Origin of the sequence: Methanoculleus sp., from assembly GCF_020696975.1 — an archaeon.
Taxonomy (GTDB): Archaea; Halobacteriota; Methanomicrobia; order Methanomicrobiales; family Methanoculleaceae; genus Methanoculleus.
In genome coordinates, this window is the sequence record NZ_JAJGBK010000022.1 from 139,800 (window position 1) to 155,279 (window position 15,480).

The following is a 15,480-nucleotide window of genomic DNA, read 5'->3' on the forward strand; positions in this document are numbered from 1 at the left end:
CCGGCCGCATACACCGACTCGTCCGGGAGAAAGAGGTAGGGGTTAGGGGATGATCCGTTCTTCCGTCAGAGCCTCCACGGTTACATTCTCATCCACGGTGACGTTCTCGTCGGTGGTGGCGTTCCCATCGGCGGTGACATTCACCATCGCAAACACGAGCGGGATGAGCGGCGTGTGGTCGTTATTGACCAGCTGGACCGAGAGGTTGTGCTCGCCCGCCGTCACGTTCTCCCAGGTGTGGGAGAGGTTCGTGGAGACGACGTAGCCGCCGGTTGGCGGGATAGCGGGTTCGCTCTCATTCATCGGGACCGGGGCGTCGAGGTAGTAGTGCAGGTGGCCCTCGCCGGGAGCGTTCGGCTGCCCGGTCGGCTCCACCAGCGTGAGGTTCATCACGTCGACGCTCACCGTGACGTTCCCGGCAGGGATACTGGCGCCCTCCATGGGCTCAATGACGGTGACGTTCGCCTGAGCGGGCGGAGTCGCGTTATCCGGCAGGATGAGACCCGGGGGCACAAGAACCCTGTCGATGACATGGATGATCCCGTTATCGGCCGGGATATCGATTGCGAGGATGCTGGCATTCTCTACGATGAGGCCGCCGTCAACCGCAGCGATGGTCAGGTTGTCCCCGGAGAGCGTCTCAAGAACCGTCTCGTTCCCGGTGGCGTTCACCTCCGCGATCAGGTCTTGCACGGTGTAGTTCCCCCGCACCACGTGATGCATCAGGAGAGCATCCAGCATCTCCGTGTCGTTTGAGACTCCGGCAAGGGTCTCGTTGCCGAGAGCCTCAAAGGAGGCATCGTTCGGAACAAAGACCGTATACGGCCCGCCGGAGGCAAGGACGGTCTGGGTAAGCGCAGCCCTGCTGACAAGATCCGCAAACCGGGTCAGGAACTCATCCCCCGCGATAACGTCGGCGAGCGTCATGTTCAGCCCATCCGCCGTTGTGTTCTCGTCCGGTTCGACCATCATCCCCTCCGGGACGACGATGACGACACCCTGCATGGGCGTCCGCTGGGTTGAGGCGTTGATCGTGCATCCGTACGGGTAGGTCCCCGTGTCGGTGAAGGTGTAGTTGAACACCTCGTTCTGCTCGATCGGCCCGGAGTCAAAGAGCCCGTCCGTGCTGGTGACGGAATGGCTCACCGGATCGTAATTCGTCCAGGTTACCGTTGTGTTGCTCTCGACCGTAAGCGTGGCGGGGAGGTACGCCCCACCGCTTATCGTAACATCGGCAGCCGCCGCGAGGACCGGCAGGGCAATAAGTCCGATGGCCAGGGCCACTACGAGCCCGGTTATGGTTGGCATTTTTCTCATACAGTCTCACCACGTTTATCGACCCTGGCAGAGAGTGACGGGCATCCAGGATCCGGACCCTGAAGGGGGATTAACCTTCAGTGGTCGATGATGCCCGGGAGACCGGACTGAAGCGTCCGGCACCACTCACTGCTGCCACGGGAGGGGAATATGCATGAGAATATATAAATATTATTATAATTATCGGAGTTGGAACTCCGGGTGGGGGCCGTCTCCCCCCGAGGATGGAGATCCACGAGAACGGGCCTCTCAGAACGGCCCGTCCTGTTCGAAACTCCTCTTCTGCCGGATGGCGAGTTCCGCCTTGAAGAGTTCTTTTCCGAGGTAAGCGGCATGGTCAAGCCGCGAGAACCTCCCCTCCCGGAGGAGCGTGTAAAAGACGTCTTCCCAGCACCGGCCCCGCACGGCGTATCCCCGGTGGACCGCGACGATCCACTCCCCCTCGATCCCGATACGGATGCACCCGAGAGGGTCGTAGACGATCTCGTCCGGCGCGGGGCCCGCATCCACGACACTCTCATACGCGAGCGGGGGTTCCCGCCGCCGCCGCTTCTCTTTCAGGATCAAAAGGTCGAGCCCCAGGTCTTTGGGGTAGGGGCGATCGGTCATGAGGGCCATCATATCGGTTGCCCGCCGCATCTCCGCCACCGATCCGCGGGTCTTGTCGCTGTGTTCGCTCGTGAAGACGACGGCAGCCCCGACCTCGCGGGCCATCCCCGCGAGCAGGGCGTTCGCCCCGGGAGAATCGGCGTCCAGCAGTTCGACGACGTTTCCCGCCCCGAAGAAGAGCGGGCGCTCCGCCGCCCCGAATCCGGCAAGCGAATCGACGAGCCCGGACCCCACCGGCTGGAGGAGGGGATCGGCGATCAGGCGGGAGATCCCGGCCTCCTGTGCGGCGGCGAGGTTCTCTTCAAGCGTCCGTTCGCGCGGGACGACGACCGCGGCCGCTCCGGCATCCGCGACCGCCTCCCCGACGAGGGGGATGTTTCCCTCGTGCAGGGAGAGCACCAGGTCGGCACGAACGAGTGCCGCCGCGATGAGACGGGGGTCCTGCGTATCGACCGCGAGAGGCCCTTCGACCCCCGCAAGGCCCGAAAAACACCGCACAACGTCGTCAGGGGTCGCGTCGAACCCGAACCCCAGGTCCACGATATCCGCCCCGTCGGCAAAGAACCGCCGGACATCCGCGAGGAGGTCATCGCGCTTATGCGCGTCCATGATCTCCGCAAGCACCTTCATCCTCGAGTTCCCGCCGATTTTCACACCCCGGATGATGAAGTCAGGTTCCGCCTCCGCTTCCCGGAGGGCCACCTGCCGGCAGGCCTCCTCACGCCGCGTCTCTGCAAGGAACTCATCCGCAGGAACCGTGGGTGAGAGCCGGACACGATCGAGCACCGCAAGGACCAGCGGGAGGTCCGCGGCGTGCCGCGGGCCCCGGTAGACCGGGATGCCGGTCTCGCGCTCGACGCCGGCAAACGACGCGGTGCACATCCCGGAGACGATCGCCATGTCGTAGTTGCCGCCCGAAAGCAGCCCGGTAAGGTCGCCGGGGGCAAGGAAGGATGCGATCTCGCCGGTAACCACCACATCAATCGCATAGCGGTCGCGGAACCGCTCAGCCGCCGCCTTCACGATTGCGACCGTTGCCGATCCGGTCGGGAGAAGAATGCGCATACACTTCACTTATTAGTCAGAGGAGGACAAATAATCTGATCTCATGCTGCGGTGCGATCTGCACGTCCATACAAGGTTCTCCAAAGACGGAGAGAGTAGCGTGGAGGAGATCCTCCGGCGGGCGGAGGCGGTCGGCCTCGACGCCGTCGCGATCACCGACCACGATACGGTCGAGGGTGCCCGCTACGCCCTGGAGTGCGAGACTGCGGTGACCGTCATCCCGGGCACCGAGATCTCGACAAAACAGGGTCACCTGCTCGCTCTCGGTGTCACCGAGCCGTTGCCGGCAGGACGCGACTTCTTTGAGACCGTCGCCCTGGCCCGGGACCGGGGCGCTCTCCTCATCCTGCCGCACCCCTACCACCGCTGGCGTCACGGCGTCGGGAGGAGGCTTGCGGCGGGTATCGAAGCGGTGGATGCGGTGGAGGTCTTCAACAGCCGCTACATCACCGGGTCGGCGAACCGGAAGGCTGCAGTCATTGCACGGCGATTCGGGAAACCCGGTGTTGCCGGGAGCGACGCCCACAACGCACGCTACGTCGGGTTCGGGATCACCTACGTCACGGCCGAGCCGGATGTGGCGTCTATCCTCTCCGCGATCCGGGAAGGGCGGACGATGGCAGGAGGGAGGATGACCCCGCTGCACACCTACACCCGCCAGTCCATCAAGGGCGCTCTCCGCAGGATTCGGCGAACGGTCTACCAGTCAACCAGCCCGCCGGGACGGGGTCTCTAACCATATGCATCTGGCGTTCCGTTTCTCGTACTTCGGTGACCGTTTCTTCGGATCGCAGATGCAACCGGGCCTCCGCACCGTGGAGGGCGAGTTCATCGAGGCCTGCAGGCGTCTCCGGGTCTTCGATGACTGGCGGGAGGCAGGTTTTGCCACCGCCGGCCGCACCGACCGCGGGGTGCATGCCCGAAACCAGGTCTGCTCGTTTGAGACCGGGATGCCGGACCGGGCAGTCTCCGCACTGAACCAGGTACTCCCGGCCGACATCTGGTGTACGGGGTGGGCCAGGGCGCCGGAGGGGTTCCATCCCCGGTACAGCGCTGTATCAAGGACCTATCGCTACTACTTCTTCGCCCCGGATACTCCCGCCATGCACGAAGCCGCTCAGGAGTTCGTGGGGCGACACGACTTCTCCTCGTTTGCCCGCGTCGGCGACCGGAACCCGGAACGGGGGATCCTCGCCGCACGGGTCTTCGATGACGGGCCGTTTACCGTCTTTGAGGTGACGGGGGAGAGTTTCCTCTGGAATATGGTCCGGTGCATGGCGACAGCCCTCGAACAGGTGGGAAGGGGCGAGGCGGGACCCGGGGAGATCGCCCGGCTCCTTGCGGAACCGGCCGGGGAGAGGCTCCCTGCGGCTCCCCCCGAGGGCCTTGTCCTCTGGGATGTCGGGTATGGCATCACGTTTACACCGCTTCAGATCGACGAGAAGAGCCGCCGGCACCTTGCTGACCGCCGTCGCTATCACACCCTCATGGCAGAGGTATCCGCATGCCTTGCACCCGGAGAGGGACCGTTTTCGTAAGTGATCCCTGCCGACCCTGGAAAGCCGGGGGGTGGACGCACCCGGAATATAAGGTTTACGGGGGTGGCAGTGTGGTGAAGCGATCGTCGGAAGAACGGGTTCTTCATATTCCCGTTGTTTTAAAAGGATCTGACCATAGGCAATAGATCTCCGAAAGCCGGTGCGGCAAGGAAAATCGAGCATGCGGCTGATCGTCCAGAAGCACCGTATTTAATCGTTTCGGATACCCATACCCGGTATAGACCGAACCGGGCAAGAATAACAGCGCTCAGAGATCCCGGTCGCCTATTCAAGAGTAGATAAGCCTCTCGCCTCCGGGCCGGAACACTTAATTAGACTGGTAGAGTTTTAAGGTCACCCCCACCAAGTTAACTTCATTGATTTTAGTAATATGTTAATTATATACATTTAATAATAACCTATTAATATATGCCAGCACAGTCCCGTTTCAGTACGTCAAGAGGGGAAAGTGGATGTACAACAAGGATCCAGTTCGGGCGAGTCCACCCGCTCCCTTAGAGGGGTGGTTCCCCGAAGAGGCAACTGTGCCATTGCCACAGTACATAGATACAGAGAGAGGCAGATGGATAAAACAACATACCCCCCGGAGTATCGGGCAGGAGAGCCCGATAGATGTCCCGGCCCTCCACTGTGAGGTCCAGGAGCAGATTAGCCCATTACGAACGCCGGCAGCCCCGGGACACCGGCAGATCGTGAGCGAGACCGCGGATGCCGCGCTTGTCCCGTCCCGACGGTCGGGCAAGATGAAGACACTTGCAGCTATCCCCTGTTTCAACGAGGAGATTGCCATCGGTTCGGTCGTCCTGACGGCCCGGCCGTACACTGACGAGGTCCTTGTGATCGATGACGGGTGCACGGACGGGACCGTAAAGGTTGCCCGGGATGCCGGAGCGACCGTCATCTCGCACGACGCCCGGATGGGGAAAGGACGGGGGATCAAGAGCGCTCTTCAGTATGCAGTCGATCACAACTACGACTGCCTGGTCTTCATGGACGGAGACGGCCAGCATGACCCAAGAGAGATACCCCTTCTAACCGAGCCGATCCTCACCGATACCGCCGATCTCGTCATCGGGTTTCGGACCTTCGATCAGATGCCCCTGTACCGGAGGTTCGGCCGGGCGGTGCTCGATCTCGCCTCCAGCAACGGCAGCGGGATCACGGACTCACAGTGCGGCTTTCGGGCGCTGAACCGAAAGAGCATGGAGTCGATGCTTGGCACGTTGCGGAAGAATGATTTTTCAACCGAGTCGGAGATGCTCCGGATTGCGCAGGAGAAGCATCTGCGCATCGGAGAGACGCCGATCTATTGTAAGTATGGAGAACAATACACATCCACCAAAAACCCCATATCTCACGGAATAGAGGTGCTTGGATCGCTCTTCTGGATCACGGTGGAGAGAAAACCTCTCCTGCATATCGGTCTCCCGGGGCTTGCCGCGATGCTTGCCGGCATCTTTCTCCTGCTCCAGTTTCTCCAGGGATTCGCGGAGACCGGCATCGTCCTGATCGAGCAGGGCATGCTCGCATCGCTCTTCCTGATCCCGGGAACGATCGCACTCATACTGGGCTTGATGCTCGCCCTTATCGCACGGCTGCAGGAGTGAGCAGGGATGAGAGGCAGAACAGAGAGAAGGAGCATAGAATGATCGGAGTGCTACTTGGCACGCGGCCGGAGATCATCAAGATGTCTCCCGTCATCCGGGAGTGCGAGCGCAGGGGTCTTGACTACTTCATCATTCACACCGGACAGCACTACTCCTACGAGATGGACCGGCTCTTCTTTGAGGAACTCGACCTGCCGGACCCGGACTACAGCCTCGATGTGGGTTCAGGGACCCATGCCGCCCAGACGGCCGGGATCATGACCGGCGTCGAGGATGTCCTGACGAAGGAGTCTCCCGAGATCGTCCTCGTGCAGGGGGATACCAACACCGTCATGGCCGGGGCCCTCGCGGCATCGAAACTCCATGTGCGGGTGGGCCACATCGAGGCAGGGCTCCGGAGCTTCAACCGCTGGATGCCGGAGGAGATCAACCGGGTGGTCACCGACCATATCTCGGATTATCTCTTTGCTCCAACCGAGAACGCCCGAGAGAACCTTCTCAACGAGGGTATCTCGGACCGGAAGATCTGCGTGACCGGCAACACCATCGTCGATGCTGTGTACCAGAACCTCGAGATAGCAAAGAGAAAGGTCAGCGTCTTAAAAGACCTCGACCTCGAGCCCCGGGAGTACTTCCTTGTCACCGCTCACCGGCAGGAGAACGTGGACAACCGGGCCCGGCTCAAGGAGATCCTCAAAGGCCTTGAAGGTGTGCAGAAGGAGTTCTCCATGCCGGTCGTCTTCCCGGTCCACCCGAGGACCGAAAAAAGGATTAAGGAACTGGGCATCGGGGTTGACGGGCTGAACCTGACCAAACCCTTCGGGTTCTTAGAGTTCCTGCAGCTCGAGTCCCAGGCGAGACTCGTGCTGACCGACTCCGGCGGCGTTCAGGAGGAGACCTGCGTTCTCGGCGTTCCATGCGCTACGATGCGGTATGACACCGAGCGGCCCGAGACGCTGGATGTTGGATCAAACATCCTGGTCGGTGCCGATTCGGGGAAGATCCTCGCCGGGGTTCGTTCTATAGCGACCTGGAAGTCCGACTGGAAGAACCCTTACGGCGATGGGATCGCCGGAAAAATGATCGTGATGGTCTGTGCCGCCGCACGATCCCGATAATCCTACAAGGAGAATACGCATGAAGATCTGTGTACTGGGCTTGGGATACATAGGGTTGCCGACCGCGCTGCTGTTTGCTGCCAATGGAGCGGATGTTGTCGGCGTCGACGTGAAACAGGACGTAGTAGATTGTCTGAACCATGGAAACCTCCCGTTCAAGGAGCCGGGGCTCGAGGACCTGTACCGGGATGCTAAGCACCAGTTCATCGCAAGGACCGAACCGGAGGCCGCGGACGCATTCCTGATTGCCGTCCCGACACCCCTGGATCCGGCAACAAAGGTCTCCAACCTCTCGTATGTCAAAGCGGCAGCCGACGCGATCGCTCCCCACCTCCGCAAAGGGGATCTCGTCATCCTCGAATCGACCGTCCCGCCCGGGACAAGCGAACGGGTCATCATCCCCAGGCTCGAGAAGAGCGGTGTTACTGTCGGGGAATTTTTATACGCCCATTGCCCAGAACGGGCAATTCCCGGGCGGACACTGCATGAGATGGCGGGCAACTGCCGCATCATCGGCGGGTACGACCGGGACTCGACCGATAAGGCGACATCGATCTACCAGACGTTTGTCAGCGGGCAGATCTACCAGACCGACACGCGGACGGCGGAGTTCGTCAAGTTGATGGAGAACACCTGCCGCGACGTCAACATCGCGCTCGCGAACGAGTTCGCCCAGCTTGCCGAGGAGTGCGGGATCAACGTCTGGGAGGCTATCACCCTCGCCAACAAGCATCCGCGGGTCACGGTCCTCAACCCCGGTCCGGGGGTGGGCGGACACTGCATCGCCGTCGATCCCTGGTTCCTGACCGAGAACTCGACACGGTGCAGGATGGTCTCCACGGCACGGGAGGTCAACGACTCCATGCCGAACTACGTGCTGCACGTCGTTCGCAGCCTGCTTGCCGGTATCAGGGACCCGACGATCAGCATCTTCGGCGTCGCCTACAAGGGTGACGTCGGTGATACCCGCGAGAGCCCGGCGTTCAAGTTCATCCAGCTGGCCGAGAACGAGGGGTATGCCATCAGGTGCCACGACCCGTACGCGAGCGAGTTCCCGCACCCTCTCATGGACGCAGCGGATGCGGCCTCCGGGAGCGACTGCATTGTTGTCCTGACCGATCACGACTGTTTCCGGGCGATCGAGCCTGCAGGGCTCCGGATGCGAACGAAGTTCGTCATCGATGCCAGGAACGTCCTCGACCACGAGAAGTGGACCGGCCAGGGTTTTGCCGTCCGGGTGCTGGGCGACGGTTCATCGGTGCAGCCGGTGCCGGCAGACGAGCTCGCCCCCTCAGCAAGCATATACCCTGCAGACGCAGCACGCTCGATCGCATCCCCATCAGCGCCGTCAGTCTCCCTGCTCACTCAGAACGGGCGGGACGGGCTTCTCTAGCCCCGCACGCGGCATACCAGGGATGATCGTCAGGCTCCACCGGCAGGCATTCAAATAAGACGAGGAATTGCATGAAACGGATATGTATCGTATCACAGCATTATCCACCGGAAAAATCAGGGAATGCGTCACGCATCTATGACACCGCCGTGCATCTTGCGAGACTGGGCCTCGACGTGACCGTGCTTGCGCCTCACCCCACATTCCCCACAGGATCGTTTCCCCGTGTCTGGAAGCGGTCGGATGTGCAGGAGGTCGATGGGGTCCGGGTTGTGCGGCTCTGGACCTGGCAGCCGGTCTCCGGGGATCCGGGGTTTGCAAGCAGGATGGCCTACTACCTCCTCTTCCCGCTCCACGCCGCACTCTGGCTCTTTCTCGCCCGGAACCGGTTCGATGCGGTCGTCACGTCCGCACCGCCCCTCTTCACCGGGATCCCGGGCTACGTCCTGAAACGGACAACCCGGGTGACGTGGATCCTTGATATCCGTGACCTCTGGATCGACGCGTCGATAAGCCTCGGGTTCCTCCGGGAGGGGAGCATTTACGAGAGGATGAGCCGGCAGTTCGAGCAGGCCTGCCTCGCCCGGGCCGATCTCGTCGGGGTCACGACCGAGGAGCTCGGCCGGCGGATATCGTCGCGGTACCGGGTCACGGCGCCGATGGAGTTGATGCCGAACGGCGTCAACACCGACTTCTTCCGCCCGGCCAACAACGAAAAGAAGAAGCAGATCATCTATGCCGGCAACGTCGGGCATGCCCAGGACCTTGATAAGGTGGCCCTCGCCGTCAAGTCGATGAACGGCACATACAACCTGAAACTCCTCATCGTCGGTGACGGTGACACACGAGAATACCTCAAGCAGCTGGCGAAGTCCGAGAATATAACCGACTCGGTCATCTTTACGGGCATCCTCCCGCGTGAGGAGATCCCCCTGCTGCTCTCCGAGTCCCTGATCGGGGTTGCGCCCCTAAAGAGGCTCGATAACCTCGAGTATGCCGCCCCCACCAAGGCCTACGAGTACATGGCATGCGGTATCCCCTTCGTCGGTTGCGGAAGCGGCGAGATCGCCCGGCTCGCAGAGAAGTCGGGTGCCGGGGTCATTGCTGAGAATACGCCGGAGGCCATCGCCGCCACACTCTCCTCGCTCCTCGACGACCCGGAGAGGATGGAGGAGATGGGCCGCCGGGGACGGGCGTATGTCGCAGAACACTACGACCGGCGGTCGATCGCCCTGAAACTGAAGCAGCATATCGAGAGGATGACATGGACGGGGCCCTGAGACCGCTTCTCGCCCGGGTTACCGGAGCGGTCCGCGAGCTTGCGGTCGTCGAGGGTGAGACCGCGTACATCCGCGATCCGGTCTTCCCGGTCATCCGCAACCGTGTCCACGCCGAGGTCGCGAAGGCGATGCTTCGCCAGGGCGGCGATCCGCTCCTCGCTCCCATCCTGAACTACGTCGCGGCATGCCAGAACCCGGACGGGTCCTACAACGAGATCCATCTCAACTACAACGAGCCCTCGGCCCTGATCACGGCGTTTATCGGCGACGCGCTGCTTGAGGCGGCCGACCGGCATCCGCACGAAGAGGCTCTCCACAAGGCCCGGGACTTCGTCCTCGCGGCCGAACGGCGGCCGGGCTACTTCCTGAAGTCGTCAGGCTACACCGCCGACCACCTGAACGTCGACGCCTCCTGCGGGGCGTTTCTTGCCCGGTATGCTGAGCGCTACAGCGATGAGTTGGCCCATGCCGCCGCCCGGCGGGCGGCGGAGAACGTCGTCCGCCATCAGCGCCGCGACGGCGTCTATCCCTACGCCGTCGATAAAGGGACCTACCCATTTGTCTTCAGCCTTCCCTGCATCCACTACCAGGGGGTGACGATCTACTACCTTGCAAAGGCAAACGAGGTGCTCTGCGACGACCGCATCGACGAGAGCATCAGGGAGGGGGCACGGTGGCTCGCCGCGGCCCAGCGCCCCGGCGGGCGGTTTGACTGGTCGAAGAGCGGGCTCTCATTCGCATACTGCCTCTCAGGAGCGTACGCGTTCGCTCATGCCTCCTTCGTCTACGCGTCCCGGATGGACGACCGCTACCGGGAGAACGCCGGCCTCTGCCTCGATTGGCTCGATGCGAACGTGCAGGGGCTCGCACCCCGGTGGGAGCCGGGCTCCTGGAGCGATCTCGTCCCGTCCGTCGCGGCGGCGGCAAAGACGGCATCCCTCGGGAGTTATCCCACGCGGCATCGGGCGTTCCGGTTCGGCTACGGCGTCTACCGGCAGATTGCCAGGAGACGCTACAGCGAGACCGCGGAGACGCGGTCGTTTGAGGTCATCTCCCGGCTGCTCGGGATCCGGTCGTCGACCGTGGAGCCGTCGAAGAACTTTCCCGATCTCTTCATGACGTCGGAGATGCTCGATTGCCTCAGCCAATCAGGGATCTGGGGGAACCACACATGAAACAGGTATTGCTCGACCTGCAGTCAGGGTCTATCCAGGTGGAGAACGTTCCCGTTCCCGCCGTAACACGGGGGGTGGTCGTCGAGAACGCCTACTCCCTCATCAGCGCCGGCACGGAGTCGTCGCTGATCAACCTCGCACAGCAGTCGCTCGTCGGGAAGGCGAAGGCACGCCCCGACGACGTGAAGAAAGTCCTCCAGAAGGTCGGGACGGACGGTCCCTTCTCGGCCTACCAGCAGGCGATGAGCCGCCTTGCAAAGCCGGAACCGCTCGGCTACAGTTGTGCCGGGACGGTGGTCCGGACCGGGTCCGACGACTTTGAGGTCGGTGACCGCGTCGCCTGCGGCGGGGCCGGGTATGCGGTCCACGCCGAGTATGTCGCGGTCCCGCGAAACCTCTGTGTCAGGGTCCCGGACGGCGTCAGCCTCAGGGAAGCGGCGTTCACGACCGTCGGGTCGATCGCGATGCACGGTGTCCGGAACGCACAGGTCACGGTGGGGGAGAGCGTCGCGGTGATCGGGCTCGGGCTGATCGGGCTCCTCTCGGTGCAGGTCCTCAAGGCCGCGGGGTGCCGGGTGATCGGGATCGATATCGATCCCGAGAAACTCGCACTTGCCGCGGAACTCGGGGCAGACGTCGTCTCGAACTACGACGGCCTTGAGGAGAGGATGAAGGCATTCTCGCCGTTCGGGGCGGACGCGGTCATCATCACCGCGGCCACACGGTCGAGCGCCCCCATCGAGGCCGCCGGCCGCCTGGTCAGGGAGCAGGGCAGGGTCGTGGTCGTCGGGAACGTGGGGATGAACGTGCCCCGCGACACCTTCTATGCGAAAGAGGCGGAGGTCGTCGTCTCCCGGTCCTACGGTCCCGGCCGCTACGACCGGAACTACGAGGAGAAAGGGGTCGATTACCCGATTTACGTCCGGTGGACGGAGCGCAGAAACATGGAGGCGTTCTTAGACCTGGTGCGGCAGAAGAGGATCGATCTTGACCCCCTGATCACCCACACCTTCCCGCTTGACGAGGCGCCCGAGGCTTACAGCCTCATCAACACGGGAAGAGAGCGGTTCATCGGGGTCCTCCTCCAGTACAGCCCAAACGGTGCAGGCGCCGCCGGGACAATCGTCCGCCTCCCGGAACCGGCGGCCCGGCCGCGGAAGGTCCCCGCCGGCGCCCGGACGCTCGGGTGCATCGGCGCCGGGGTCCACGCCCTCTCCGCCCTCTACCCGAACCTTCCGGCGCTCCCGGTGAGCCTCGCGGGAGTCGCGACCGCGACGGGGCTCTCGGCGCACTCGGTGGGGAAGAAGTACGGGTTCGCCTACTGCACCACCGACCATCATAAGATCCTCGACGACCCCGGGATCGACGCGGTGCTGATCGCGACCCGAAACGACCTGCACGCATCCATGGCCGTCGAGGCACTCCGTGCCGGAAAAGACGTCTTCGTCGAGAAACCGCTCGCGACGGATATCGACGGCCTCAAGGAGATCGTTGATGCCTGGAACGAATCCGGGCAGCGGCTGATGGTCGGGTTCAACCGGCGCTACTCACCGCTTGCGCGGAGGATGAAGGAGTTCTTCGGGAACCGGACGACACCTGCGGTCCTGCACTACCGCGTCAACGCCGGGCAGATCCCGCCCGGGCACTGGGTGCACGACGACGAACAGGGCGGCGGGATGCTGATCTCGGAGTGCTGCCACTTCATCGACTTCATGCAGTATATCACCGATGCACGGCCGGTCCAGGTCTATGCCCGGGCGATCGAACCGACCGGGACCCTCCAGAAGTATGACAACTTCCAGGCGACCCTGGCGTTCGACGACGGGTCGCTCGGGACCGTCACCTACACGACGCTCGGAGACCGCTCCTACCCAAAAGAGACCGTCGAGGTCTTTTGCGGCAACGCTGTCGGGCGGATCACCGACTTTCGCGACCTCGAACTCCGGCGAGACGGGAAGGCATCGAAGGAGAGGCGGTGGCTCACCCAGGAGAAGGGGTTCGCCGAGGAGCTCCAGGCGTTCGTCAAGGGCGAGGAGCCGGATTTCGCAGGGAGCGTCGCGACGACGCTTGCAACGTTTGCGGCGTGGGAGTCGATCGATACCGGAGAGCCCCGGACGATCGATCTCGGGCGGGTCGGGTTGTGATGCGGTAGGACCGTCTTCACCACTCTTTTTAACCTTGAGGAGCCTGTCCACGACCGGGACCGCGGGGACTGCGAGAGGGGGTCCCCTTATCCGTTCTGACGAATCCGACGTAAACGCGATCCGCCCCTGGAGGACCGGCTCTCCCGGGAATCCACAATAGAGGTATAGTCCGGGGCGGACGGGCCGCCCCTATCCGGCCGGGGACTTACAGGGACGAGAGCCGTGCCTGCCGGACGAACGCCAGCTGCTCACGGATCCTCTCCGGGATCGTGAGGGGGGTTTTCGCCGTAACGGCCTCTTTCCATCCCCCGTCACGGCACGAGCAGTCCAGCCCCTCGAACTCTGCCGTATCGAAACGGCAGTTGTAGCGCTCGATCGCAGCCGTGATCTCGGCATCGCACACCCCGCAGTTCCGGGCCCCGTCGAGGGACTCGACCGAGTAGGTCCAGGGGCTGACATAGACGTGGGCATGATCCCCGAACTGCGCCCGGCATCGCTGGAGGATATCGACGAGGCTCCAGAGCCACGGCGGGCGGTAGAGGTCATTCTTCCAGAGTTCGTGGACGACGGTGTTCTTCTCGACCGTCGTGACCTCAAGATCCACGTAATCGATCCCCCGGGATACACAGTAAGACACAGTCGCGAGGATATCGCGGATCGACTCCGCCTCGGTGAGGAACGGGGGTTTTACAAGCAGAAGCGGTTTCGTCAGCACGCCCATGCTCCGCATCCTCGAATGGAAGACGTCGAAGTTATTTGCCGAGAACCCCTTGTTGATGCAGAGGTTCATCACCAGAGGGTTCGCGGACTCAAACCCGAACGCCACCTCGAGTTGCCGCCCGTTTAAGGCCTTCTTCATCCTCTGAACATGCCCGTCCGGTGTGTAGTCAATCCTGGATTCAACGACCACCTTCCTGATGCTCTGATACCCGTCGATGTACGAGCAGATCTTCTCAATAGCATCAACCGGCATCTCACGCTCGTTAAAGATGTTCCCGTCGTTGTATATCGATATGATCGGGTAATCCCCGAGGTCGATGGCGTCCATCACGTACTCGAACTGCGCGACATACTCCCCGGCCGAGACCTCCCTGCCCCGGGAAGTCGCGCAGTAAAACCCGCACATGGTGCACCCCCCGGTCTTCTCGACCCACTCGCAACCGGTGGAACGCAGGAAGACGATCAGCCGCCGGACGGGCTGGCCGTCAAGGTAGCCTACCCGCTCCTCCCATCCGATGGGAACGGTGAAATCAAGATCTTCAGGAACGGTTCTGTTCTCTCTGCGCAGCCCGCCGGCCAGTGCCCGTATCTCGTCCAGAAGATCCGTATCAGTCGGAAAACCCGTGAAGACATCCGCGTTGCTACTGGTGTCAGGTATAGCCTTCTCTAGAATAATTACCCCCCCATCCCGGGCATGTACGACCGTGTCGGAGACACAAACCCGGCAATCGTCGCCTTATCTTACCAAGACATACCCCTGATAGGTCTGTGCATATTTATACTTTATCCAGATGCTCCCGCCATTGGGTTGGGTTTGCCGATCGGTATTCGGTTACCGGGGATACAGGGGAACAGACCGCTCGCCAAAAGAAGCCGGATCCGGACTTCACTCTAACACCTCACACGCGCCATCCCTGCACCCACAGGACCCTGATCTCGAAGGAAGCAGGTGCTGACATGCCAATTTATTTATACATCGTTCGGGCGTATACCATCCCAATGCACACCAGGTGGACGTCCGGACCGGCCGAACGGAACGCATTCCCCCGGAAAAGAGGTTCCGGGAGATCACCGCGGTGCGCTGCCGGACAGGAGAGAACAGGGACCTCGTCCGGTGCGCATGGCAGACAAGCACACAAAACCAGGGAGGGACAGGCATGGCGAACCCTGAAGAGAAGGCCTGCAAGCGTGATTCGTTTACGGTAAGAGCACTCGGCATTCTCCCTTCTTACAATACCTACAGGACGACGTATGCTCTTCTCCGGCAATCCCGGCGGTGGAGCCGGGAAGAACTCGCGGCCTACCAGGCGCAGGCACTCTCCAGCCTGCTTGAGCATGCCTACGAACACGTCCCCTATTACCGCCGGGTCTTTCGCGAACGAGGGCTTGTTCCCGCCGATATCGCGACCCCGGCAGACCTGGCCCTCCTTCCGTTCCTGACCCGGGAGGACCTGCAGAACAACCTTCCCGACCTGAAGGCCAGGAACTACCCG

Annotated in this window: 11 protein-coding genes and 1 pseudogene; 9 read left to right on the top strand and 3 right to left on the bottom strand. The window is 62.3% G+C overall.

Going from position 1 to position 15,480, the window contains the following annotated elements; translation table 11 throughout:
• Positions 1 to 42 precede the first annotated feature (42 nt).
• Positions 43 to 1,308, bottom strand: coding sequence for a fasciclin domain-containing protein (locus QZ650_RS06975; RefSeq protein ID WP_292518341.1), 1,266 nt, complete (start codon positions 1,306 to 1,308; stop codon positions 43 to 45).
• 258 nt (positions 1,309 to 1,566) lie between these two features.
• A complete protein-coding gene (locus QZ650_RS06980; RefSeq protein WP_292518339.1) occupies positions 1,567 to 2,991 on the bottom strand; it encodes a dihydropteroate synthase-like protein in 1,425 nt (474 codons plus the stop codon).
• Between the two features lie 43 nt (positions 2,992 to 3,034).
• Here QZ650_RS06980 and QZ650_RS06985 point away from each other — a divergent pair, with 43 nt between their 5' ends.
• The 8 genes from QZ650_RS06985 to QZ650_RS07020 all read left to right on the top strand — a co-directional run bounded on the left by QZ650_RS06985 (position 3,035) and on the right by QZ650_RS07020 (position 13,267).
• Positions 3,035 to 3,727 carry a PHP domain-containing protein gene (locus QZ650_RS06985; protein WP_292518336.1) on the top strand — a complete coding sequence of 231 codons (693 nt, stop codon included), beginning with the start codon at positions 3,035 to 3,037 and terminating at the stop codon, positions 3,725 to 3,727.
• 4 nt (positions 3,728 to 3,731) lie between these two features.
• Positions 3,732 to 4,529: a tRNA pseudouridine(38-40) synthase TruA gene (truA, locus tag QZ650_RS06990; protein WP_292518334.1), complete on the top strand. Its 798-nt coding sequence runs from the start codon at positions 3,732 to 3,734 to the stop codon at positions 4,527 to 4,529.
• Between the two features lie 713 nt (positions 4,530 to 5,242).
• Positions 5,243 to 6,157, top strand: coding sequence for a glycosyltransferase family 2 protein (locus QZ650_RS06995; protein ID WP_292518333.1), 915 nt, complete (start codon positions 5,243 to 5,245; stop codon positions 6,155 to 6,157).
• Between the two features lie 38 nt (positions 6,158 to 6,195).
• Positions 6,196 to 7,275 (top strand): non-hydrolyzing UDP-N-acetylglucosamine 2-epimerase, encoded by a 1,080-nt coding sequence (gene wecB, locus QZ650_RS07000; protein WP_292518331.1) that lies wholly within the window; start codon positions 6,196 to 6,198, stop codon positions 7,273 to 7,275.
• 19 nt (positions 7,276 to 7,294) lie between these two features.
• The gene (locus tag QZ650_RS07005) at positions 7,295 to 8,668 is read left to right on the top strand and encodes a nucleotide sugar dehydrogenase (RefSeq protein ID WP_292518329.1); all 1,374 of its coding nucleotides are present in this window, start codon (positions 7,295 to 7,297) and stop codon (positions 8,666 to 8,668) included.
• 71 nt (positions 8,669 to 8,739) lie between these two features.
• Positions 8,740 to 9,948, top strand: coding sequence for a glycosyltransferase family 4 protein (locus QZ650_RS07010; protein ID WP_292518327.1), 1,209 nt, complete (start codon positions 8,740 to 8,742; stop codon positions 9,946 to 9,948).
• Positions 9,933 to 11,123: a hypothetical protein gene (locus tag QZ650_RS07015; RefSeq protein ID WP_292518325.1), complete on the top strand. Its 1,191-nt coding sequence runs from the start codon at positions 9,933 to 9,935 to the stop codon at positions 11,121 to 11,123. Before QZ650_RS07010 ends, QZ650_RS07015 begins: the two co-directional genes overlap by 16 nt.
• Entirely contained in the window at positions 11,120 to 13,267 is a 2,148-nt protein-coding gene (locus QZ650_RS07020; RefSeq protein WP_292518323.1) for a bi-domain-containing oxidoreductase, read from the top strand. The genes QZ650_RS07015 and QZ650_RS07020 overlap by 4 nt, the downstream gene beginning before the upstream one ends.
• 205 nt (positions 13,268 to 13,472) lie before the next feature.
• On the opposite strand, the gene QZ650_RS07025 is transcribed toward QZ650_RS07020, so the two are convergent.
• Positions 13,473 to 14,663, bottom strand: a complete 1,191-nt coding sequence (locus QZ650_RS07025; RefSeq protein WP_366932182.1) for an archaeosine biosynthesis radical SAM protein RaSEA — start codon at positions 14,661 to 14,663, stop codon at positions 13,473 to 13,475.
• Positions 14,664 to 15,144: 481 nt separating this feature from the next.
• On the opposite strand from QZ650_RS07025, the pseudogene QZ650_RS07030 reads away from it, so the two are divergent.
• Positions 15,145 to 15,480 (top strand): annotated as a pseudogene (locus QZ650_RS07030) (phenylacetate--CoA ligase family protein); the annotation flags it as partial.

Bases quoted from the DNA above. Each gene is read 5' to 3' on its own strand.
- QZ650_RS07005 (WP_292518329.1), top strand. From the start codon at position 7,295: ATGAAGATCTGTGTACTGGGCTTGGGATACATAGGGTTGCCGACCGCG.
- QZ650_RS07020 (WP_292518323.1), top strand. From the start codon at position 11,120: ATGAAACAGGTATTGCTCGACCTGCAGTCAGGGTCTATCCAGGTGGAG.
- QZ650_RS06980 (WP_292518339.1), bottom strand. From the start codon at position 2,991: ATGCGCATTCTTCTCCCGACCGGATCGGCAACGGTCGCAATCGTGAAG.
- QZ650_RS06975 (WP_292518341.1), bottom strand. From the start codon at position 1,308: ATGCCAACCATAACCGGGCTCGTAGTGGCCCTGGCCATCGGACTTATT.
- QZ650_RS06985 (WP_292518336.1), top strand. From the start codon at position 3,035: ATGCTGCGGTGCGATCTGCACGTCCATACAAGGTTCTCCAAAGACGGA.
- QZ650_RS07010 (WP_292518327.1), top strand. From the start codon at position 8,740: ATGAAACGGATATGTATCGTATCACAGCATTATCCACCGGAAAAATCA.
- truA (WP_292518334.1), top strand. From the start codon at position 3,732: ATGCATCTGGCGTTCCGTTTCTCGTACTTCGGTGACCGTTTCTTCGGA.
- QZ650_RS07015 (WP_292518325.1), top strand. From the start codon at position 9,933: ATGGACGGGGCCCTGAGACCGCTTCTCGCCCGGGTTACCGGAGCGGTC.
- wecB (WP_292518331.1), top strand. From the start codon at position 6,196: ATGATCGGAGTGCTACTTGGCACGCGGCCGGAGATCATCAAGATGTCT.